We start from the raw sequence: 20,030 nt of genomic DNA, 5'->3' as shown, positions 1-20,030 counted from the left end.
GTCTATATCCCTTTGGAGTTGAGGTTGAACATCAAGCTTTGCGGCCCAGCATGCGGATCAGGGTCGCGTCACGGTCAATAAAGTGGTGTTTCAGGGCGGCCAGGCCATGCAGCCCGGCAAAAATCACCAGGCCCCAGGCCAGGTAGAAATGGATTTCGCCGGCGACGTCGGCCTGGTCGGGCAGATTGCTGACCAGCGCCGGCACTTCAAACAGGCCGAACACCGGAATGCCAACACCATCGGCGGTAGAAATCAGGTAACCGGCAATCATCACCGCGAACAAACCCAGGTACAGCAGGCCATGGCCGGCAGTGGAGGCCAGGCGAGTCAGTTTGCCGTGGCTGGCCGGAGCCGGCGGGGGCGGACTGACAAAGCGCCAGAGCACACGCAGCAGCATTACCCCAAGCAGCACCAGGCCGATGCTTTTGTGCAGGTCGGGGGCGTCTTTGCGCCAGGTGCTGTAGTAGTCCAGGCCCATCATCCACAGGCCCAGGCCGAACAGGCCGAATACGGCCAGCGCAACACCCCAGTGCAGGAAGATGCTGACAAGGCCATAACGAGAAGATGAATTGCGCAGTTGCATTGCCGTGTTTCCCTGTAAGAACTGTGCTCAAGACTAACGAGTTATTTATCGATTAAAAGCAGAAAAACTTGCTCTGAAATATCGAGAAATATGATCTTTAGTATGAAACGAAGCTATTAAGGAAACATTAACTACGTGGGAAGGGAAGACCCTGAGGGTCTTGGGGCCGTAGCGCGGCCCATCACCGGCAACGCCGGCTCCCACAGGTTCGGCTTGAACAAAACCCTGTGGGAGCCGGTCTTGCCGGCGATGAAGTCAGCGCATTACTGCGCCTTGGCCTGGGTATCGGCCACCGGCTTTTTCACCGGTTCCGCCTTGGCAGCGGCTTTCTTCACTGGCGCAGCCTTGGCTGCAGTCTTTTTCTGCTGTTGCGCTTTGGCCACCGGTTTTTTCGCCGGCGCCTGCTTGGCCGCAGGTTTGGCCGGGGCCGCTTTTACCGGCGCCTTGGCCGGTTCTTCCTTGGCAACCGGTGCTACCGTGGGTGCCGGTGCAGTAGCCGGAGCGGGTGCCGGGGCAACCTCGGCAGGCTTGGCGGATGGCTGCTCGGCAGGCTTGTCAGCACCGCCGAACAGACGCTTGAAGAACCCTGGCTTGCCCTCTTCCTTCTTCACCGGCTCCTCGGCCTTGGCCGACTTGTCGGACGAACCACCAAACAGGTTGCTGAAGAAGTTGCCCTTGCTCGCCGCCGCCGCAGCCGTGCCTGCAGCAGCGGTGGCCGCTACCGCCTTGACCGGTTCGAACGACTTGCCGGCCGCCAGATCCTGGACCTGGCTGGCAGCGCGCTGACCACTGCGCAGGGCGCCTTCGAGGGTGCCCGGGTACATCGCATCGGTGTGCTCGCCCGCAAAGGCAATACGCTGCACCGGACGCTCCCACAGGCGCCAGTACTTGCTGATCTGGCCAGGACCATAGGCCAGGTAGGCGCCACCGGTACCGACGTCGGTGCTGTAACGGCGCACTTCGTAGCCGGTGAAGGCACCGCGGGCCTGCGGGTAGAAGGCGTGCAGGCGGATCAGCACCTGATCGACCATCTGCTTGTCGCCAAAGGCTTGCAGCAGACGCGCGTTGTCACCGGAAAGGTTGATCACCACGTTGGCGCCGCCCTTGAGCGCAGGCTCGATCCAGAGCATGCCCAGGCCGGTGTTGCTGTAGATCTCGCCGGACATCCGCGAGCGGCTCTCCCACACCGGGGTCTTGAACTTGAGCATCAGCTGGTCGCGCCAGCCGTAGTTGGTACCCTTGAGCGCAGCCAGGTGCTTGGCGTCCAGGCCCGGGGTCATCTGGATTTTCGACAGGGCGCGCAGCGGCACGGCCAGCACTACGTAATCGGCCTGGTAACCGACGCTACCGACTTTGACGGTGACGCCGTCCTTGTCCTGGACAATGGCACTTACCGGCGATTGGGTCTTGATGGTCTTCAACTGTTTGACGAAGGCCTGGGCCAGTACCGGGCTGCCGCCTGGCAGGCGGGCCGCGCGCAGGTCACGGTCGCTGACGCCACGGTAGACGCGGGTCTGCTGGGCGAAATAGAGCAGCGACAGGCGCGATGGCTCGTCGTAGCGGGTACGGATTTGCTGATTGATCAACTGGCGTGCGGTGGCCGGCAACTGCAGCTTGTCGAGCCAGCCGGAGACGTTGAGCTGGTCGAGGGCAAACAGGGTGCTGTTGGCCGCCGGGTTCAGCGGATCGTCGATCGAGCGCGCCAGGTCGTCGAGGGTCTTCTCGTAACGCTTGAGCGCCTCGGCGGTGGCCGGCTGCTTGGTGGCCAGGTCGGTCGAGCTGAAATACTCGCCGTCGATCAGGTAACCCGGGGTCCGCACGAACTCCGGTGCCGGCAGGGTACTGAGCTTGAAGGTGTCCAGGTACTGGTTGAGCACCGGCTGGGCCTTGCTGTTGCCGATCCATTCGCTGGTGGCCAGGCCCGAGCGCCCGCCCATGCCGGCCTTGGCTTCCAGCAGGGTCACCTGCCACCCCTTGTTCTGCAACTCATAGGCGGCTGTCAGGCCGGCCAGACCGCCACCGACGACGATTGCCGTCGGGGCCTTGTCCTTGGCCAGCGCAGTGCCGCTGAACAGTCCTATCATTACCAGCGCACACGCGCGCAGCCAACCAGCAGACATTTGGCGAACTCCGGATCAAAGCAGAAGTGTTTGGGGGGATCCCCCCAGAAAGAGTAGCCGAAGGATACGCCACGCCAAGCGCCCCCGCCAGCAACGCCAGCACCCTGATTGCAGCGCACGGGTTGTTCTCGGCCGGCGCATTGCATAGGCTTGCGCGGCATGTCCGAGCCGCCGTCGCCAGGAGAATCGAAATGGGCCTCAACCAACAGTGGATGCAACGCGACCTCAAGGTCCTGTGGCACCCCTGCACCCAGATGAAAGATCACGAACAACTGCCGCTGATTCCAATCAAGCGCGGCCAAGGCGTGTGGCTGGAAGACTTCGAAGGCAAGCACTATCTCGACGCCGTCAGCTCCTGGTGGGTCAACGTTTTTGGCCATGCCAACCCGCGCATCAACCAGCGCATCAAGGATCAGGTCGACCAGCTCGAACACGTGATCCTCGCCGGCTTCAGCCATCAGCCGGTGATCGAGCTCTCCGAGCGCCTGGTGCAGATCACCCCTGAAGGCCTGGACCGGGTGTTCTACGCCGATAACGGTTCGTCCTGCATCGAAGTGGCGCTGAAAATGAGCTTCCACTACTGGCTGAACAAAGGTCAGCCGGAGAAAAAGCGCTTCGTCACCCTGAGCAACAGCTATCACGGCGAAACCATCGCGGCGATGTCGGTCGGCGATGTGCCGCTGTTCACCGAGACCTACAAGGCGCTGCTGCTCGACACCATCAAGGTGCCGAGCCCGGACTGCTACCTGCGCCCCGAGGGCATGGGCTGGGAAGAACACTCGCGCACTATGTTCGCGGCCATGGAGCAGACCCTGGCCGAACACCATGCCACGGTTGCCGCCGTCATCGTCGAACCGCTGATCCAGGGCGCTGGCGGCATGCGCATGTACCACCCGGTGTACCTCAAGCTGCTGCGTGAAGCCTGCGACCGCTATGGCGTGCACCTGATCCACGACGAAATCGCCGTGGGCTTTGGCCGCACCGGGACGATGTTCGCCTGCGAACAGGCCGGCATCCGCCCGGACTTCCTGTGCCTGTCCAAGGCCCTGACCGGCGGCTACCTGCCGCTGGCCGCCTGCCTGACCACCAACGAGGTGTACAGCGCCTTCTACGACGATTACCCGACCCTGCGCGCCTTCCTCCACTCGCACAGCTACACCGGCAACCCGCTGGCCTGTGCCGCGGCGCTGGCGACCCTGGATATCTTCGAGCAGGACAACGTCATCGAAGCCAACAAGGCTCTCTCCCAGCGCATGGCCACCGCCACCGCGCACCTGGTCGACCACCCGCATGTCGCCGAAGTGCGCCAGACCGGCATGGCCCTGGCCATCGAGATGGTCCAGGACAAGGCCAGCAAGACCGCCTACCCGTGGCAGGAGCGCCGTGGCCTGAAGGTCTTCGAGCACGCCCTGAGTCGCGGTGCCCTGCTGCGCCCGCTGGGCAGCGTGGTGTACTTCCTGCCGCCTTACGTGATCACCCCGGAGCAGATCGACTTCCTTGCCGAGGTGGCCACCGAGGGCATCGACATCGCCACCCGCAGCAGCATCAGCGTGGCGGTGCCGGCTGATTTCCACCCTGACTTCCGCGATCCGGGCTAACCGCATCGCGGGTCAAGCCCGCTCCCACAGAGATCCCTGTAGGAGCGGGCTTGACCCGCGATGAGGCCCGCACTGCCAACACATTTTTAGAGTTAGCCCATGAGACTGTCCCGCTTCTTCATCGACGCCCCCCTGAGCCTCGGCGCCCACGATCTGCCCGAAGCCCAGGCCCACTACATCGGCCGCGTGCTGCGCATGGCCACCGGCGACGCCGTGCAACTGTTCGACGGCAGCGGCCAGGAGTTTCGCGGCCAGTTGCTCGAAGTCGGCAAGAAAACCGTCCGCGTGCAGCTCGACGAAGCCTTCGCCGGTCAAGCCGACTCAAGCCTGCAGGTTCACCTCGGCCAGGGCCTGTCCCGCGGCGAGCGCATGGACTGGGCCATCCAGAAGGCCACCGAGCTGGGTGTCAGTGCCATTACCCCGATCGTCAGCGAGCGCTGCGAAGTGCGCCTGAAAGATGAGCGCGCCGACAAGCGCCTGGCCCACTGGCGCCAGGTGGCAATCAGCGCCTGCGAGCAGTGCGGGCGCTCCAGCGTGCCGGTGATTCACCCGCCGCAGCTGCTGGCCGACTGGCTCAAGGCCTGCGACGAAGACCTCAAGCTGGTCCTGCACCCGGTCGCTGAACCGATGGTCAGCCACCAGAAGCCGGCCAGCCTGGCCTTTCTGATCGGTCCTGAGGGCGGTCTGAGCGAAGCAGAAGTGGAGCAGGCCAAAGGCGCCGGCTTCCACGCCGCGCGCCTGGGCCCGCGGGTGCTGCGCACCGAAACCGCGCCGGTGGTGGCCCTGGCCGTCGCCCAGCAGCTGTGGGGCGACTTCTAGAGCACGTAGAAGAACACCGCGATGAAGTGCAGCAGGCTGCCGGCAATCACGAACAGGTGCCAGATGCCATGCCAATGGCGAAAGCGGCTGTCGTAGGCGAAGAAGATGATGCCGATGGTGTAGAACGCACCACCGGCCGCCAGCCAGGCAAAGCCTGCGGCGCCGAGACTGGCCAGCAGTGGCTTGACCGCCACCAGCACGATCCAGCCCATCAGTGCATAGATGATGATCGACATCACCCGCGCTTCGGAGCGCGGCTTGATCTCTTGCAGCATGCCGATCACCGCCAGCCCCCAGACTACCCCGAACAGGCTCCAGCCCCACGGCCCGCGCAGGCTGACCAGGCAGAACGGCGTATAGCTGCCGGCAATCAACAGGTAGATGGACAGGTGATCGAGCTTGCGCATGACCACTTTGGCCTTGCCGCGCACGCTGTGATAAAGCGTCGAGATGCTGTAGAGCAACAACAGTGTGAAACCGTAGATCGCCAGGCTGACGATCTTCCAGGGGTCACCTTGCAGGCTTGCCACCACCAGCAGCCAGATGGTGCCAATGCAAGCCAGCACGGCGCCGACCAGATGGGTCCAGGCATTGAAACGTTCACCGTGATACATGCAACAGGATCCTCCTGACTAGTAACAGGGCTCCCATCCTACACAGGCAAATGTTTCAAACCACCCCTGCGTTCACCAACAGCTGTTCCAGTGCAGGAAGATCCGGCACCCGCGCCACCTGTTCGCCCACCTGCACCGCCGCCATCTCCAGGGCGGCCAGCGGCACATCGACGTAGTTGAGCTGGCTGTCGAGCTTGCACGAGCGTGGAATGCCCTGCACCAGCAAGGCAACAAAGCGCAGCGGGCTGCTGCCCAGGGCATTGAGCACGACAATCCGCGCCCGCTCGCCAACCTGTAGCTGGCCGCCACAGGCCGATTCGAAGCTGAGCAGAGGCAAGCGCTGGCCACGCCAGTCGATCCAGCCAAGCAACCATTCAGGCGACGCCAGCACCGGGCTGCCGACCTGAAAGCCGATCAGTTCGGCCACGGCAACGTTGGGCAGCACCAGGCAGCGATCGCTCAAGGGCAGCAGCAAGCCGGTCAGGCTGCTGCGCCGGTTATGCCGGGCGGGTTGTTCAAGCATCGCGGCGGCTCCATTGGGCAATACTCTGCAGCAGCACCGACTCTTGATAGGGCTTGCCCAGGTAGTCGTTGACGCCGATGGCCATGGCCCGGTCGCGGTGTTTCTGGCCGGTACGCGAAGTGATCATGATGATCGGCAGGTCCTCGAGCTTGGGATCGTGACGAATCTGTGTGGCAACTTCAAAGCCGTCCATGCGCGGCATTTCAATGTCCAGCAGAAGCACGTCCGGACGATGTTCCTGCAACAGGGCCATGGCGTCGACCCCGTCCTTGGCGGTCAGCACGTTCATGCCGTGGCGCTCGAGCAGCCGCCCGGTGACCTTGCGCACGGTCACCGAGTCGTCCACCACCATCACCAGCAGCGGCCGTTCCGGCACGCTGCCATGGTTTTCCCGGCGCAGACCTTCGCTGCTGCGATGGTGCTGGGCCAACTGCTGCAGGCCGCGTAACTGGCCGAGCAAGTCGAGAATCAGCACCACCCGGCCATCACCCAGCAAGGTCGCCCCGGACAACCCCTGGACCGCAGCGAACTGCGGCCCCAGGCTTTTGACCACGATCTCGCGGCTGGCCGCCAGGCCATCGACCTGCACGGCGTACTGTTGATCGTGGGAATGCACCAGCAACACCGGCAGCGGCAGGCTCTGGCCCAACAGTTTCGGTTGCGCCGCGCCTTGCAGCAGCTCGCCCAGGTAGCGCAGCTCATAGCGGTGTCCGGCGTATCGGTAATGCGGCGGGTCGAGCTGGTAGCAGGCTTCAAGCTCGGCCGGCGGCACGCGGACGATGCCTTCGATGGTGTTCAGCGGAATCGCGTACAGCTCTTCACCGTACTGGACCATCAACCCACGGTTGATCGACACAGTGAACGGCAGGCGGATCAGAAAACGCGCGCCCTTGCCCGGCTTCGACTCGATCACCATCGAACCACCGAGCTGCTTGACCTCTTCATGGACCACGTCCATGCCCAGCCCTCGCCCGGAAATCTGGGTGATCTTCTCGGCGGTGGAGAACCCCGGCTGAAGGATGAACTGCATGATCTCGTGGTCGCTGAGCACCGCCGCAGGGTCGAGCAGCCCACGGTTGATCGCCTTGCGCCGCACGGCCTCAAGCGGCACCCCTGCACCGTCATCGGTCATTTCGATGACGATATCGGCGCCTTCATGCAACAGGTTCAGCGAGATCAGCCCCTGCTCCGGCTTACCGGCCGCCAGGCGCGCCTCGCGCGACTCCAGGCCATGGTCGACGGCGTTGCGCAGCATGTGCTCTAGCGGCGCCATCATGCGCTCCAGCACGCTGCGGTCCATCTCGCCCTCGGCATTGCCGATCACCAGTTCAACCTGCTTGCCCAGCTCGCTGGACACCTGCCGCACCACCCGCTGCAAACGCGGCACCAGGCGCTCGAACGGCACCATGCGGGTGCGCATCAGGCCTTCCTGCAGGTCGCTGTTGACCCGCGCCTGCTGCTGCAACAGGCTCTGCGCGTCATGGGCACGCACGCTCAGGGTTTCCTTGAGGTCAAGCAGGTCGGAAGCCGACTCGAACAGCGCCCGCGACAACTGCTGCAGTTGCGAATGGCGGTCCATCTCCAGCGGGTCGAAGTCATCGTAGGCCTGGCCGTCGCCGTCGGCCTGGCGGCTGAGAATGCGCCCCTGGGTTTCGGTATCCAGGCGGCGCAACTGGTCGCGCATGCGCTCCAGGGTGGTTTCCATCTCGTTCAGGGCCACCTGCGCATCGTTGACCTGCTGCTCGATGCGGCCACGGATGATCGAGTTTTCGCCGGCCAGATTGCCCAGGTCATCGAGCAACTCCGAGGCCACCTTGACCATGTCGCCGGCGCCACGCTCAGGCGCGGTCACCGGCAGTTCCGGCGGCGCCGTGTCCGGGTGCGCCTGGCCGGCGGCGGTATCGGCCAATGCCGCGCTGCTGAAGTTGCGGATGTAGTCGATCAGCGCCGTAGCCGCGTGCAGCGGCTGTTGCAGGCGCACGGCATCGAGCATGTGGGCCAGGCGGTCATGACAGTTCTGCAGCAGGCTGAACAGCGCCGGGCTGGGTTGCAACTGGCCAGCGGCAAGCAGTTCGTAGAGGAACTCCAGCTCGTGGGCCAGGTCGCCGATCGGCCCGATCTCGACCATGCGTGCACCGCCCTTGAGGGTGTGCAGGTCACGCAGCAGGTTTTCGACCTCGACGCCATTGCGCGGCTCGGCTTGCCAGCGCAGCAGGGCCGCACTGGAGCTTTCGACCAGGTCGAGGCTTTCTTCGAGGAAGATCTCCAGCAACTCTTTGTCGCCAGCGTCCTGCTGCGCTTCGACAGGCTTATCCACAACCGCAGGCGGCGGTGCGTCATGACGGAACTCGCGCAGCGCCGCCAGCAGTTCGACCTGGGCTGCCGGCACCTGGCCTTGCTGCAATTGTTCGAGCATCTGCGCCAGTTGCTGGTGGCTGCGCTTGAGCAGGGCAAACAGCTCGGCACCGGGGCTGAAGCGCCGGTCCACCAGGCCTTCGTAAAGCAGCTCAAGCTCTTGCGCCAGCACTTCGAACGCCCCCATGGCAGCCATCTGTGCGCCGCCCTTGAGGGTTTGCAGGTCACGGGCCAGCGACGACAGCGCCGAGGCGTTATCGGTATCCAGCAGCCAGCGCGCCAGGGCCTGGTCGGCACTGTCGAGAATGTCGTTGGCTTCATCGAGGAACAGCTCGAGCATGGCCGGGTCCGGTGCCTGGGCGGCCAGTTCGGCGGTGGCGCTGGCAAGCTCGGTGATTGCCCCGCCCTGGCTGCTGACCAGGCCCATGGCCGACGGTTCCAAGCCTTCGTCGAGCAGTTCGCGCAGGGCCTGCAAGCGTTCCGGACGCGGGTCGACTTCCTGGCCGGCGGCGATCTGGTCGAGCATGTCGATCAGCGCTTCATGGGCGCTCTGCGCCTCGCTGAAGAATCGCGGGCTGACCGCCAGGCTGCTCTCCTCCACTGCACCGTAGAGGTCGAGCAAGGCTTCACACAGTTCGTCCACCTGCCACAGGTCGGCCAGGTGCGCGCTCTGGCCGAGAGTGGTCAGTTCATCGAGCAGCGCATTGAGCTCCTGGCGCTCACCCGGATGCTCCTGCCAACGCAGCAGCAACGACTCGGCGTCGAGCAGGATGTCCATGCCCTGGGCCAGGAAGCTGGCAATCAGTTGCGGGTCGCGCTTGACCCGCAAGCCCTGGCTCGGCGCCTCCAGCAACGCCTGCAGGCGCGCATCGACCACCTGGTGAATATCGGCAATCAGCGTCGCAGCCCCGGCAATCGGCGCCAACGGTGAACTGGAAAGCTGCTGCACGCCACGGCGCAGCAGCGGATCTGCGGTTTCCAGGAGGTAGATTTCTTCAAGATCAAAGGCCAGCAGATGGGCCTTGAACTCGCGGGCCAGTAAGTCCAGGGCACCGGCCAGCTCGGCAATCGGCAACACCCCGGCCATCGCCGCGCTGCCCTTGAGGGTGTGCAGGGCGCGCTGCAGGTTGTCGCTGACCGGCAGCGGCAGGTGCTGATCGGCCTCGCGCAAAAAGGCTTCGAGGCTGTCCAGGTGCCCCAGGGCCTCGTTGCGGAATATCTCCAGCAATTGCGGGTCAATGGCTTCGCTGGCCACGGCCTCGCTGTGCGGGTCATTCATGGCCAGCGCATGCAGATGCGTCGCCAATTGCTCAATCTCGGGATGGGCCGGCGCCAGGGCCTGGGCAAACTCGCCAAGCAGCGCAGGCATCTCATCCAGGGCTTGTTGCAACGCGGCGAAGGGCGCCGCGCCAATCTCCACCCGGCCTTCGAGCACACGGTTGAGCAGGTGCTCCGCCGCCCATGCCAGTTCCGCCAGCGCCTGGGCGCGGACCATGCGCCCACTGCCCTTGAGGGTGTGCAGGCCGCGGCGCAGTTCGATCAGGGCTTCGCGATCGGCGCTGTCGGCTTGCCAACGGGCCCACATTTCATTGAGCAACGGCAGCAGCTCGTTGGCTTCTTCAAGGAATATCTCGCGCAACTCGTCATCGATCGGCATGACGTCAGGCGCAGCTACCGCCGGCACCTCTATCACCGCAGGTTCCGGCTCAAGGCGATAACCCAGGGCAGCAAGGCTGTGCTGGGCCGCCTCGAGGAACCGCGAGGGATTGGCCTGGGGGTCGGCAATCAGCCATTGCAGGTAACACTCGCAGGCACTCAAGGCCTCGGCCAGATGGCTCAGGGCCGAAGGCTCAGCAAGAGTTTCGTTGCCCAGCAGATGCTCATGTACATAGTCGCCGCAGTGGCCGATCAACGCCGCTGCCCGCGGCAGCATCAGCATCGCCAGGGCGCCACGGATTTGCTGCAGCAAGCCAGGCAGTGGTTGCAGGCGTTGTGGCTGCCAGCCAGCATCCAGGCAATCGCCGATCAGGTCCTTGACCTGTTGCAACACGGCTAAGGCCTCTTCAAGCACCAGTTGCCGAATCTCGGCCAGATCGGTGCCCGGCAGCGGGCTCTGGCTGCTCTGCTCCAGCGGCCCGACCATGCCGGCCAGGGTTGCCTCGACATACAGCAACGCCCCGGCGATATCCATCAACAGCGCATCGGCCGGCTCACGCTGGCCCTGGGCCAGGCTTTGCAGCACCAGCACCTGATCGATGATCACTCGGCGCGGCTGGCCAAAGCCGAGCACGGCCAGGGTGTCGGCGATCTGCCGCAGCGGCGCCAGCAACGGCTCCAGCTCGTCCAGATGCTGGCGATCGCCACGCACGAACTGGTCCAGACGCTCCTTGACCCGCTTGAGGTCTTCGCACAAAGCGGCGACCACCGAGCGCAGCGCATCGCGATCAGGCCCGGCCTGCAGGCGATCGCGCCAGGTCCCCAGGTACAGGTCGAGGTTGGCCAGCTCTTCAGCGTCAGCGGGGCTACTGGTCAGTAGGCTGTCCTGCGCCAGGGGCTCGGCGCCGCGCTCGGCACGCAGCTGGTTGAGTACCGGCAGCACCACCAGCGGCAGGTCACGGCGGGCGCTGCGCAGGCGCTCAAGGTACAGCGGTAATTGCTCCAGGCCGCGAAACAGTGCGCCCAGCGCTTCACCGCGCTGGCTGGCCCGGCCCTGGCGCAAGGCCAGACCCAGTTGTTCCATTTCTTCGGCGAGCAGGGCCGCGCCATTGAGCTCGAGCATCAGCAGGCTTCCGCGCACCTGATGCAGCTGTTCGACGAAGCCATCGAGTACGGCCTCATCTCCGGGCTCGGCGGCGAAGTGCTCCAGGGTCAGGCGCGCCTGGCCCAGGCAGTCGGCAACCGCCCCTTTGACCCAGGCCAGTGCTACCGTATCGTGCCGATCCGCCATAACTGCTCCCATCACCATGAGGCCCTCAACGCGGCGGTGTCGGCGGCAAAGTAAAGCCGGACACCGAGCGGCGCATTTCACTGGCCATGCGCGCCAGGTTGCCAATGCTTTCGGCGGTGGCGGTAGAGCCAGCCGAGGTTTGCGAGGTGATCTGCTGGATTACCGACATGGTATGCGAGATCTGCCCGGCCGAAGAGGTCTGCAGCTGGGCGGCATCGGAGATGCTGTGAATCAGGTCGGCGAGGGTCTGGGATACGCCTTCGATTTCCGCCAGGGCCACCCCGGCATCCTGGGCCAGGCGTGCGCCGCGCACCACCTCGGCGGTGGTCTGCTCCATGGAGATCACCGCCTCGTTGGTGTCGGCCTGGATGGTCCGCACCAGCGCTTCGATCTGGCGCGTGGCCGACGACGAGCGCTCGGCCAGGCGTTGCACTTCATCGGCAACCACGGCAAAGCCACGCCCGGCTTCACCGGCCAGCGAGGCCTGGATCGCCGCGTTGAGGGCGAGGATGTTGGTTTGGTCAGCAATGTCGTCGATCAGGCTGACGATATCGCCAATCTCCTGGGACGACTCGCCCAGGCGCTTGATCCGCTTGGCGGTGTCCTGGATCTGTTCGCGGATGTTGTCCATGCCGTTGATGGTGTTGTGCACCACCTCGTTGCCCTTGTTGGCGATGGCGACCGAACGCTCGGCCACTTTCGCCGACTCGTAGGCGTGGGTGGACACCCGGTCGATGGACTCGGCCATGTCGCCCACCGCCACCGAGGCATCGCTGATCTGCTGGGCCTGGTGTTCGGAGGCCTTGGCCAGCTGGCGCGCGGTGTTCTGGGTGTCCTGCACGGCGGCGGCCACCTCCTCGGCACTGAGGTTGATGGTCGCCACCAGGTCGCGCAGTTGGTCGATGGAGTAATTGATCGAGTCGGCGATGGCGCCGGTGAAGTCCTCGGTGACCGAGACCGTCACGGTCAAATCGCCATCGGCGAGGTCTTCGATTTCGTCGAGCAGACGCATGATCGCCTGCTGGTTGCGTTCGTTTTTCTCGGCGGTTTCGCGCAGCTGGCGGTGAGTGGTACGCACCATCACCAGGCCGATGAGGATGATCGAAGCCAGCGCCAGCAAGCCCAGCACATAGCCGCCGACGGTATCCAGAGTGCGCCCGCCGGCCAGGTTCTCGAAGCCGGTGGCCAGTCGCGAGGCTTCATCGAGCAGGGTTTGCGACAGGCCGAAGATACTCCCGGCGGCTTCGCGGACACGGAACAGTTCAGGCGAGGTTTCAAGGATTTCGTCGACCGAGCCTGCGACGAACTGGAACAGTTCGGCGATCTCGGCCAGCCGCGCGCGGGCATCGGGGTCTTGCACGCGGGTAACCTGGATCGCCTCGTTGCCGCCGAGCATGGCTTCGAGCACCTGGCCGAAACGGCTGGCGTCGCGGCCGAAGGCATCGGCGGCCTGAACCGCAGTGTCATCCCCGGCCAGAACGGTGTTGACCGAGCCGAGAATGCGCTCTGCCAGCAGCGACTGGCGCTGGGCCACCGCGACCTGACTGGCCGGGGCGCCGCTTTGCAGCAGGATTTCCACGACCTTCTCGTACTCCACCTGCAACTGCGGCACGGTTTCGGCCAGGGTCGCGGCGACCTGGTGCAGCGACAGCACGGTCTGTTCACTGGCAAGAATCGCGTCGGTGTTCTTGCGCAGGTTTTCCCAGTCGCGCAGCACCGCGTCCATTTCCTTGCGCACCGCCGGCGGCGCGGCAGGCAGGCCGGTACTGCTATCACCCTTTTTCAGGTAGCCCCAGCGCTGTTCGAAATCATTGCGCGCCTCGCTCAGCAGGCGAAAGGCCACAGCCTTGCCGGCCGCCGCTTCAGTGGCGTTCTTGGCAATGCGCTGGGACAGCACGCGCAGCTCGCCGGCATGGCCGATGTACTGCTTGTCGTAATTGGCCTGGGTGTTGAGGTAGGCGAAGTTGGCGAACAGCAGGATGATCGACAGGATCAGCACCACGAACAACGCCGCGATCTGCGCGCTGCTGCGGGAACCCTGGGGCGATGGAGCCGTCTTGGTGGTAGTCACGGAGGTGGCATTCCTTTACAACGCGACGTCGAGGAAACCCGGCGCCTGGGCCAGGGCGAAGGGGCTGAAGATCGCCCAACTGCGCTCACGCTGAAAATGCCCCTGAACGAAGGGCGCGGCAGCGCTCAATAACGGAGTTGGCGGCGACAGGTCGAGGTTGTGCAGCGCAAAGTGCTGCAGACCCAGCACCTCATCGACCAGCAACCCGGTAAACAACTCGTCATGGTCGAGTACCAGCACCCGTCGCTGCTTGCGTGGGGCCGACAGGCCGAGGCCGAAAAAACCGCAGAGGTCCATCACCGGCAACAAGCGGCCGCGCAGGTTGGCCACCCCGCTGACCCACGGCTTGACCCCGGGAATGCGGCTCAGACGCGGCTCGTGCAGGACCTCGGCGACTTCGCCCATGGGCGCGACGAACCACTGCTCGGCGATGCGAAAGCCGATGCCGCTCCAGCTCTGCAGGCGGGTTTCCTGCAACGGCAGGTCGGCGGCCAGCAGCCGGCAACGCCGGTCGATGTCCAGCAGCAGCTCGAAAGCCGTCAGCGACTCGCCCATGGGCTGGCTGGTCAACCTTTGAGCACGGCGTTGAGCTTCTTGATCAGGGTGTCTTCGTCCACCGGCTTGGTCAGGTAGTCCCTGGCGCCCTGACGCTGGCCCCAGACCTTGTCGGTTTCCTGGTCCTTGGTGGTAACGATGATCACCGGAATGTGCGCGGTCTCAGGGGTCTTGCTCAACTGGCGGGTGGCCTGGAAGCCGTTGACCCCGGGCATGACGATATCCATCAGCACCGCGTCGGGCTGTTCCTGGCGGGCCAGGGCCACGCCGTCGGCGCCGTTTTCGGCCTTGAGCACCTGATGCCCGTGTTTTTCGAGCATACCGGTCAGTTTGTACATTTCGGTCGGCGAGTCGTCGACGATCAGAACTCGGGCCATGCTGTTCCCCATGAAGGAATAGACGCCTGCGGCGGCGCAGCGTCAGGGTGCGTGTTGTTCTTCTGCGGCGAATCCCGGCACATGGGCCTTGATTGCGTCCAGCAGTTCTTCCTTGCTGAAAGGTTTGGTCAAAAATTGATCAGAACCGACGACGCGGCCGCGGGCCTTGTCGAACAGACCATCGCGAGACGACAGCAAAATCACCGGCGTGTCCTTGAAGGTGCTGTTCTGCTTGATCAGGGCGCAGGTCTGGTAACCGTCCAGACGCGGCATCAGCACGTCGACGAAAATGATCTGCGGCTGGTGGTCGATGATCTTGGCCAGGGCATCGAAACCGTCGATGGCCGTGATGACCTCACATCCTGCTTCGCTGAGCAATATCTGGGCGGTGCGGCGAATCGTCTTGGAGTCGTCGATCACCATCACCTTCAATGCCGCGCCGGGCTGTTCCATAATTGCTCTACCATCGCTGCTCGCTATGAGCGGCAAGCTACAAGTTTCTAGCGGCAAGAAAAAGCAGGGTGAACGCGGCGTGCTTTTTCTTGTGGCCTATGGCTTGTGGCTTGCAGCTGGAGACGGCCTCGCAGGCCACGTGCCAGGCCTTTTTAGCACACTCTGGGGGGTGCATTCCATCGGCCCGCGCCGACGCCCGCCGCAGCACCGGCCAGGATGCGTTTTTCCCTTGACCGCCAGCGCCGCGAGCGCCACCCTGACGCCACTTTTCATTCGAGCCAATGCGGCCCATTGCCGCTGAGAGGATTTAGCCCATGAGCGTTCGCCTCGGGATTGTCATGGACCCCATTGCGCGCATTTCCTATAAAAAGGACAGCTCGCTGGCCATGTTGCTGGCCGCCCAGGAGCGCGGCTGGTCGCTGTTCTACATGGAGCAGCAGGACCTCTACCAGGGTGCCGGCCAGGCCCGCGCGCGCATGCGCCCGCTGAAAGTCTTCGCCGACCCGGAGCACTGGTTCGAGCTCGACGCCGAGCAAGACTGCGCCCTGAGCGAGCTGGACGTGATCCTGATGCGCAAGGATCCGCCGTTCGACATGGAGTTCGTCTACAGCACCTACCTGCTGGAACAGGCCGAAGCCGCCGGCGTGCTGGTGGTCAACCGCCCGCAGAGCCTGCGCGACTGCAACGAAAAACTGTTTGCCACGCTGTTCCCGCAGTGCACGCCGCCGACCCTGGTCAGCCGCCGCGCCGACATCCTGCGTGAATTCGTCAACCAGCAGGGCGACACCATCCTCAAGCCGCTGGACGGCATGGGCGGCACCTCGATCTTTCGCCATCGCCCCGGCGACCCGAACCTCTCGGTGATCCTCGAAACCTTGACCGGCAACGGCACCCAGCAAATCATGGCGCAAGGCTATCTGCCGGCCATCAAGGACGGCGACAAGCGCATCCTGATGATCGACGGCGAGCCGGTGCCTTATTGCCTGGCGCGCATCCCCGCCTCTGGCGAAACCCGTGGCAACCTTGCCGCCGGTGGCCGTGGCGAAGCCCGCCCGCTGACCGACCGCGACCGCTGGATCGCCGAACAGGTCGGCCCAACCCTGCGCGAGAAGGGCCTGCTGTTCGTCGGCCTGGACGTGATCGGCGAGCACCTGACCGAAATCAACGTCACCAGCCCGACCTGCATCCGCGAGATCGACAATGCCTTCGGCACCAAGATCGGCGTGCAGTTGATGGATGCCATTGATCGCAAGCTCAAGGCGCGCTGACAGCCGACGCGGAGCAACCGCGCAGAGTGGGGTATCATGCCGGTCGTTTTTATGACCTGGGCACCTGCTCTGCCGGTTTTTCCCGGGTTTTGCAGCTGCTGGATACCTGATGACGCTTCCTGCTGACATCCCTGCCGACTTCTCTCCACCCCGCGTACGCCCGGTGGATCGCCTGGGTTTTACCTTGTTCCTGGCGGCGCTGCTGCACCTGGTGCTGATCCTCGGCGTCGGTTTCACCTTCGCCAAGCCCGAAGAAATCCGCCGGACCATGGAAATCACCCTGGCCACCTTCAAGAGCGAAAAAGCGCCGCAGAAGGCTGACTACCTGGCCCAGGACAACCAGCAAGGCAGCGGCACCCTGGACAAGAAAGCGCTGCCGAAAACCACCGAAGTGGCGCCCTTCCAGGACAGCAAGATCAATAAGGTCACACCGCCTCCAGCCGCCAAGCCCGAAGTGCAGCCGCAACCGACGCCGCCCAAAGCCGTGGTCGCGACCAAGGCACCGAAGCCGGAAAAAGTCGAAACCCGGCCCAAGGAAGCCAAGCCGCAGCCCAAACCCAAGGCCGCGACCCCGGATTTCGACAGCTCGCAACTGTCCAGCCAGATCGCCAGCCTCGAAGCCGAGCTCTCCAACGAGCAACAGCTGTACGCCAAGCGTCCGCGCATTCATCGCCTCAACGCCGCCTCGACCATGCGCGACAAGGGCGCCTGGTACAAGGATGAGTGGCGCAAGAAGGTCGAGCGCATCGGCAACCTCAACTATCCCGACGAAGCCCGGCGCCAGCAGATCTACGGCAGCCTGCGGCTGATGGTGTCGATCAACCGCGACGGCTCGCTGTATGAGGTGCTGGTGCTGGAGTCTTCGGGCCAGCCCCTGCTCGACCAGGCAGCCCAGCGCATCGTACGCCTGGCCGCGCCGTTCGCGCCGTTCACCGGCGACCTGGCCGATATCGACCGGCTGGAGATCATCCGTACCTGGCGTTTCGCCCGCGGCGACCGCCTGCAAAGCAACTGATCTAAGGCTCCGCCTGATGGCAAAACAATAGCCATTTTGCGATGATGCGCGCCCGTATATCCCCCTCGAGAAAGGATTCTTTTGATGTCGCGCATCCATTTCGCCCGCAAAACCGCTGCCCTCGGCCTGGCCCTGGCAGCGTGTGTATTGCCAGCTGTCGCCTTCGCCGACGCCGCCGAGCTGTCGCAGAAGCTGTACAACGAAGTTGGCGAGTACAAGTACGACGAAACCCCGGCGCGCCTGGCCAAGATCCAGGCCCTGCTCGACCAGGGTGCCGACCCGAAAGGCCAGCCGATGTTCCTGGCAGCCTCCTACAAGATCGTCGCGCCGTTCGAGCTGTTCCTGCCAAAGATCGGTGACGTCAACACGCCAATCCAGGAAAACGGCGAAACCCTACTGCTATTCGTCCTCAACCAGGCCGAACAGTCGAAGGCCTCCGAGGCTGACCTGCGCATGGTCAAGGGCCTGATCAAGGCTGGCGCCAACGTCAATGTATTAGCCCAGGGCGATTCCGCCACGCCGCTGAACACCGCAGCACGCAAGGGCTCACCCGAACTGATCAAGCTGCTGCTGGATTCCGGCGCCGATGCCAAGGCCGTCCGGCCGAACGGCTTTACCCCACTGACCGGACCGGGTGCTTCAAACCTGGAGGTGATCAAGCTGCTGGTCGCTGCCGGCGCCAATCCGTACCAGGTCACCCTGACCGGCTCGACGCCGCTGCACCATGTTTGCGAACGCGCCTTTGAGATGAACGGCCAGCCCGACCCGCAAGCCGCCCAGCGCATCGCCCTGCTGCTGAAAAAAGGCAGCTCGATCGATGCCTACCACGAGCAGCACGGCACCTTCCCGGTCGGTACGCCGCTGGAAGAAGCCGCCCGCTCGGACAACCCGGACTGCGTCGCCGCACTGATCAAGGCCGGCTCCAGCCTGAAGGCCCCGGCGTTCCCGGAGAGCTACCTGGCCAAGTACCCGCAGGCCAAGCAGCAGACCGTCCAGGAGTACGTGCTGTCGGCCGCTGAAGAGTCGCCAACCCTGTATACCGAAGAAGTGGTCAAGCTGTTCAAGTAACCCCGCAGTAAAGCTGACAAGGTGACGCCAGCACCTTGTCAGCGTGGCCGCTCACCGCCACACTATCAACCATGAAGAACCTCAGCCCGGATTACCTCAAGCACCAGTTCCTGATCGCCATGCCACACATGGCCGACCCGAACTTCGCGCAGACCTTGACCTACATTGTCGAGCACAACGCCAATGGGGCGATGGGGCTGGTGGTCAATCGACCGCAGGACCTCAACCTGGCCGACATCCTCGAACAACTGCGCCCGGAGGTCGATCCGCCGGCCAGTTGCACCCACGTCCCGATCTACATGGGCGGCCCGGTACAAACCGACCGCGGCTTCGTCCTGCATAGCAGCGAGCGCACCTTCCAGGCCACCGTCGAGCTCGACGGCCTGTCACTGACCACCTCCCAGGACGTGCTGTTCGCCATCGCTGACGGCCTTGGCCCCAAGCGGAGCCTGATCGCCCTCGGCTATGCCGGCTGGGAAGCCGGGCAACTGGAAGCGGAGCTGGCCGACAACGCCTGGCTGAACTGCCCGTTCGACCCCGAGATCATCTTCGGCATGGCCTGCGAGCAGCGCCTTGCAGCGGCCGCAGCACGCCTGGGGATCAACCTCAGCCTGTTGACCAGCCAGGCGGGGCACGCCTGATGGCCGAAGTACGCTTGCTGCTGGGCTTTGACTACGGCAGCCGCCAGATCGGCGTCGCGGTCGGCCAGGTCATCACCGGCCAGGCCCGCGAGCTGTGCACCCTCAAGGCGCAGAACGGCACACCGGACTGGGCCCAGGTGGAAAAACTGATCAAGGAATGGAAACCCGACGCCCTGGTGGTCGGCCTGCCATTGAACATGGACGGCACCCCCAGCGAGATGAGCGAGCGCGCGGAAAAATTCGCCCGCCGCCTCAATGGCCGCTTCAACCTGCCGGTGCACACCCACGACGAGCGCCTGACCACCTTCGAGGCCAAGGGCGAACGCATGGCCCGTGGCGGCCAGCGTGGCAGCTATCGCGACAACCCGGTGGACGCCATTGCCGCCGCCTTGCTGCTGCAGGGCTGGCTGGAGGCCAATACCGGGGCCTGAGACCCGATCATCGCATTCAAGCCGGGCCAGCGTACCGCTCCCCGGCCCCTTGAGGAGCAAGCATGAGCCTACCCAATCCCGCCGAACTGATCCGGCAGATGGCCGTTGACCTTCGCGCCCATCTGGCCCGGCGCGCCATTGCCGAGCCGCGCTTCATCGGCATCCGCACTGGTGGTGTCTGGGTCGCCCAGGCACTGCTTGAAGAACTGGGCAGCGATGCCGCCCTGGGCACACTTGACGTTTCCTTCTACCGCGACGACTTCAGCCAGAACGGCCTGCACCCGCAGGTGCGCCCGTCCGACCTGCCGTTCGAGATCGAAGGCCAGCACCTGGTGCTGATCGACGACGTGCTGATGAGCGGACGCACCATCCGCGCCGCCCTCAACGAACTGTTCGACTATGGCCGCCCGGCCAGCGTGACCCTGGTCTGCCTGCTCGACCTGGATGCCGGTGAATTGCCGATCCGGCCGAATGTGGTCGGCGCCACCCTGTCGCTGGCCGCCCATGAACGGGTAAAATTGACCGGACCCGCACCGCTCGCCCTCGAGCGCCAGGACCTCGCCTCCGCATCCGCCCTTTAAGAGTCCCCCGC

16 protein-coding genes and 2 pseudogenes are annotated in these 20,030 nt (G+C 64.4%); 8 read left to right on the top strand and 10 right to left on the bottom strand.

What is annotated here, in order from left to right; translation table 11 throughout:
• Window positions 1–31: 31 nt before the first annotated feature.
• Together KHO53_RS12545 and KHO53_RS12540 are read right to left on the bottom strand one after the other, a co-directional pair.
• Window positions 32–583 (bottom strand): cytochrome b, encoded by a 552-nt coding sequence (locus KHO53_RS12545; protein ID WP_010221508.1) that lies wholly within the window; start codon window positions 581–583, stop codon window positions 32–34.
• A 263-nt stretch (window positions 584–846) separates the two neighbouring features.
• A complete protein-coding gene (locus KHO53_RS12540) occupies window positions 847–2,703 on the bottom strand; it encodes a flavin monoamine oxidase family protein (protein WP_010221507.1) in 1,857 nt (618 codons plus the stop codon).
• Window positions 2,704–2,894: 191 nt separating this feature from the next.
• On the opposite strand from KHO53_RS12540, the gene KHO53_RS12535 reads away from it, so the two are divergent.
• Both KHO53_RS12535 and KHO53_RS12530 read left to right on the top strand, forming a co-directional pair.
• Entirely contained in the window at window positions 2,895–4,301 is a 1,407-nt protein-coding gene (locus KHO53_RS12535) for an adenosylmethionine--8-amino-7-oxononanoate transaminase (RefSeq protein WP_010221506.1), read from the top strand.
• A gap of 99 nt (window positions 4,302–4,400) precedes the next feature.
• Window positions 4,401–5,120, top strand: coding sequence for a 16S rRNA (uracil(1498)-N(3))-methyltransferase (locus KHO53_RS12530; RefSeq protein WP_213570355.1), 720 nt, complete (start codon window positions 4,401–4,403; stop codon window positions 5,118–5,120).
• Here KHO53_RS12530 and trhA read toward each other — a convergent pair.
• The 8 genes and pseudogenes from trhA to pilG form a co-directional block, all read right to left on the bottom strand.
• The gene (gene trhA / locus KHO53_RS12525; RefSeq protein WP_010221504.1) at window positions 5,117–5,734 is read right to left on the bottom strand and encodes a PAQR family membrane homeostasis protein TrhA; all 618 of its coding nucleotides are present in this window, start codon (window positions 5,732–5,734) and stop codon (window positions 5,117–5,119) included. The two genes, KHO53_RS12530 and trhA, sit on opposite strands and share 4 nt — an antisense overlap.
• Before the next feature lie 55 nt (window positions 5,735–5,789).
• Window positions 5,790–6,257, bottom strand: a complete 468-nt coding sequence (locus tag KHO53_RS12520; RefSeq protein WP_213570354.1) for a chemotaxis protein CheW — start codon at window positions 6,255–6,257, stop codon at window positions 5,790–5,792.
• A pseudogene (locus KHO53_RS25975) lies at window positions 6,250–6,627 on the bottom strand (response regulator); the annotation flags it as partial. The gene KHO53_RS12520 and the pseudogene KHO53_RS25975, both read right to left, overlap by 8 nt.
• A gap of 135 nt (window positions 6,628–6,762) precedes the next feature.
• Window positions 6,763–10,755: pseudogene (locus KHO53_RS12515) on the bottom strand (chemotaxis protein CheA); the annotation flags it as partial.
• An 829-nt stretch (window positions 10,756–11,584) separates the two neighbouring features.
• A complete protein-coding gene (locus tag KHO53_RS12510; protein WP_010221501.1) occupies window positions 11,585–13,630 on the bottom strand; it encodes a methyl-accepting chemotaxis protein in 2,046 nt (681 codons plus the stop codon).
• 15 nt (window positions 13,631–13,645) lie between these two features.
• Window positions 13,646–14,200: a chemotaxis protein CheW gene (locus KHO53_RS12505; protein WP_026001212.1), complete on the bottom strand. Its 555-nt coding sequence runs from the start codon at window positions 14,198–14,200 to the stop codon at window positions 13,646–13,648.
• On the bottom strand, window positions 14,197–14,562 hold the full coding sequence (pilH, locus tag KHO53_RS12500) for a twitching motility response regulator PilH (RefSeq protein WP_010221499.1): 366 nt from the start codon (window positions 14,560–14,562) through the stop codon (window positions 14,197–14,199). Before pilH ends, KHO53_RS12505 begins: the two co-directional genes overlap by 4 nt.
• A gap of 42 nt (window positions 14,563–14,604) precedes the next feature.
• A complete protein-coding gene (gene pilG, locus KHO53_RS12495) occupies window positions 14,605–15,015 on the bottom strand; it encodes a twitching motility response regulator PilG (protein WP_010221498.1) in 411 nt (136 codons plus the stop codon).
• Between the two features lie 314 nt (window positions 15,016–15,329).
• On the opposite strand from pilG, the gene gshB reads away from it, so the two are divergent.
• The 6 genes from gshB (at window position 15,330) to pyrR (ending at window position 20,019) form a co-directional block, all read left to right on the top strand.
• Window positions 15,330–16,283 carry a glutathione synthase gene (gene gshB / locus KHO53_RS12490; RefSeq protein ID WP_036995450.1) on the top strand — a complete coding sequence of 318 codons (954 nt, stop codon included), beginning with the start codon at window positions 15,330–15,332 and terminating at the stop codon, window positions 16,281–16,283.
• 109 nt (window positions 16,284–16,392) lie between these two features.
• Complete coding sequence (locus KHO53_RS12485) at window positions 16,393–17,298, top strand: energy transducer TonB (protein WP_010221496.1); 906 nt, start codon at window positions 16,393–16,395, stop codon at window positions 17,296–17,298.
• An 84-nt stretch (window positions 17,299–17,382) separates the two neighbouring features.
• Window positions 17,383–18,366, top strand: a complete 984-nt coding sequence (locus tag KHO53_RS12480; RefSeq protein ID WP_100782643.1) for an ankyrin repeat domain-containing protein — start codon at window positions 17,383–17,385, stop codon at window positions 18,364–18,366.
• 71 nt (window positions 18,367–18,437) lie between these two features.
• Window positions 18,438–19,007 (top strand): YqgE/AlgH family protein, encoded by a 570-nt coding sequence (locus KHO53_RS12475; RefSeq protein ID WP_010221494.1) that lies wholly within the window; start codon window positions 18,438–18,440, stop codon window positions 19,005–19,007.
• Window positions 19,007–19,438 (top strand): Holliday junction resolvase RuvX, encoded by a 432-nt coding sequence (ruvX, locus tag KHO53_RS12470; protein WP_010221493.1) that lies wholly within the window; start codon window positions 19,007–19,009, stop codon window positions 19,436–19,438. The genes KHO53_RS12475 and ruvX overlap by 1 nt, the downstream gene beginning before the upstream one ends.
• Window positions 19,439–19,500: 62 nt before the next feature.
• Window positions 19,501–20,019, top strand: coding sequence for a bifunctional pyr operon transcriptional regulator/uracil phosphoribosyltransferase PyrR (gene pyrR / locus KHO53_RS12465; protein WP_010221492.1), 519 nt, complete (start codon window positions 19,501–19,503; stop codon window positions 20,017–20,019).
• The last annotated feature ends 11 nt before the right edge of the window (window positions 20,020–20,030 follow it).

The organism is Pseudomonas sp. RC2C2, from assembly GCF_018390435.1.
Taxonomy (GTDB): Bacteria; Pseudomonadota; Gammaproteobacteria; order Pseudomonadales; family Pseudomonadaceae; genus Aquipseudomonas; species Aquipseudomonas donghuensis.
This window is presented reverse-complemented; position numbering and strand designations above follow the sequence as displayed.

Excerpts from the sequence above, each read along its gene's own strand:
- KHO53_RS12545 (WP_010221508.1), bottom strand. The coding sequence starts at position 583 with ATGCAACTGCGCAATTCATCTTCTCGTTATGGCCTTGTCAGCATCTTC.
- KHO53_RS12540 (WP_010221507.1), bottom strand. The coding sequence starts at position 2,703 with ATGTCTGCTGGTTGGCTGCGCGCGTGTGCGCTGGTAATGATAGGACTG.
- KHO53_RS12535 (WP_010221506.1), top strand. The coding sequence starts at position 2,895 with ATGGGCCTCAACCAACAGTGGATGCAACGCGACCTCAAGGTCCTGTGG.
- KHO53_RS12530 (WP_213570355.1), top strand. The coding sequence starts at position 4,401 with ATGAGACTGTCCCGCTTCTTCATCGACGCCCCCCTGAGCCTCGGCGCC.
- trhA (WP_010221504.1), bottom strand. The coding sequence starts at position 5,734 with ATGTATCACGGTGAACGTTTCAATGCCTGGACCCATCTGGTCGGCGCC.
- KHO53_RS12520 (WP_213570354.1), bottom strand. The coding sequence starts at position 6,257 with ATGCTTGAACAACCCGCCCGGCATAACCGGCGCAGCAGCCTGACCGGC.
- pilH (WP_010221499.1), bottom strand. The coding sequence starts at position 14,562 with ATGGCCCGAGTTCTGATCGTCGACGACTCGCCGACCGAAATGTACAAA.
- pilG (WP_010221498.1), bottom strand. The coding sequence starts at position 15,015 with ATGGAACAGCCCGGCGCGGCATTGAAGGTGATGGTGATCGACGACTCC.
- gshB (WP_036995450.1), top strand. The coding sequence starts at position 15,330 with ATGAGCGTTCGCCTCGGGATTGTCATGGACCCCATTGCGCGCATTTCC.
- KHO53_RS12485 (WP_010221496.1), top strand. The coding sequence starts at position 16,393 with ATGACGCTTCCTGCTGACATCCCTGCCGACTTCTCTCCACCCCGCGTA.
- KHO53_RS12480 (WP_100782643.1), top strand. The coding sequence starts at position 17,383 with ATGTCGCGCATCCATTTCGCCCGCAAAACCGCTGCCCTCGGCCTGGCC.
- KHO53_RS12475 (WP_010221494.1), top strand. The coding sequence starts at position 18,438 with ATGAAGAACCTCAGCCCGGATTACCTCAAGCACCAGTTCCTGATCGCC.
- ruvX (WP_010221493.1), top strand. The coding sequence starts at position 19,007 with ATGGCCGAAGTACGCTTGCTGCTGGGCTTTGACTACGGCAGCCGCCAG.
- pyrR (WP_010221492.1), top strand. The coding sequence starts at position 19,501 with ATGAGCCTACCCAATCCCGCCGAACTGATCCGGCAGATGGCCGTTGAC.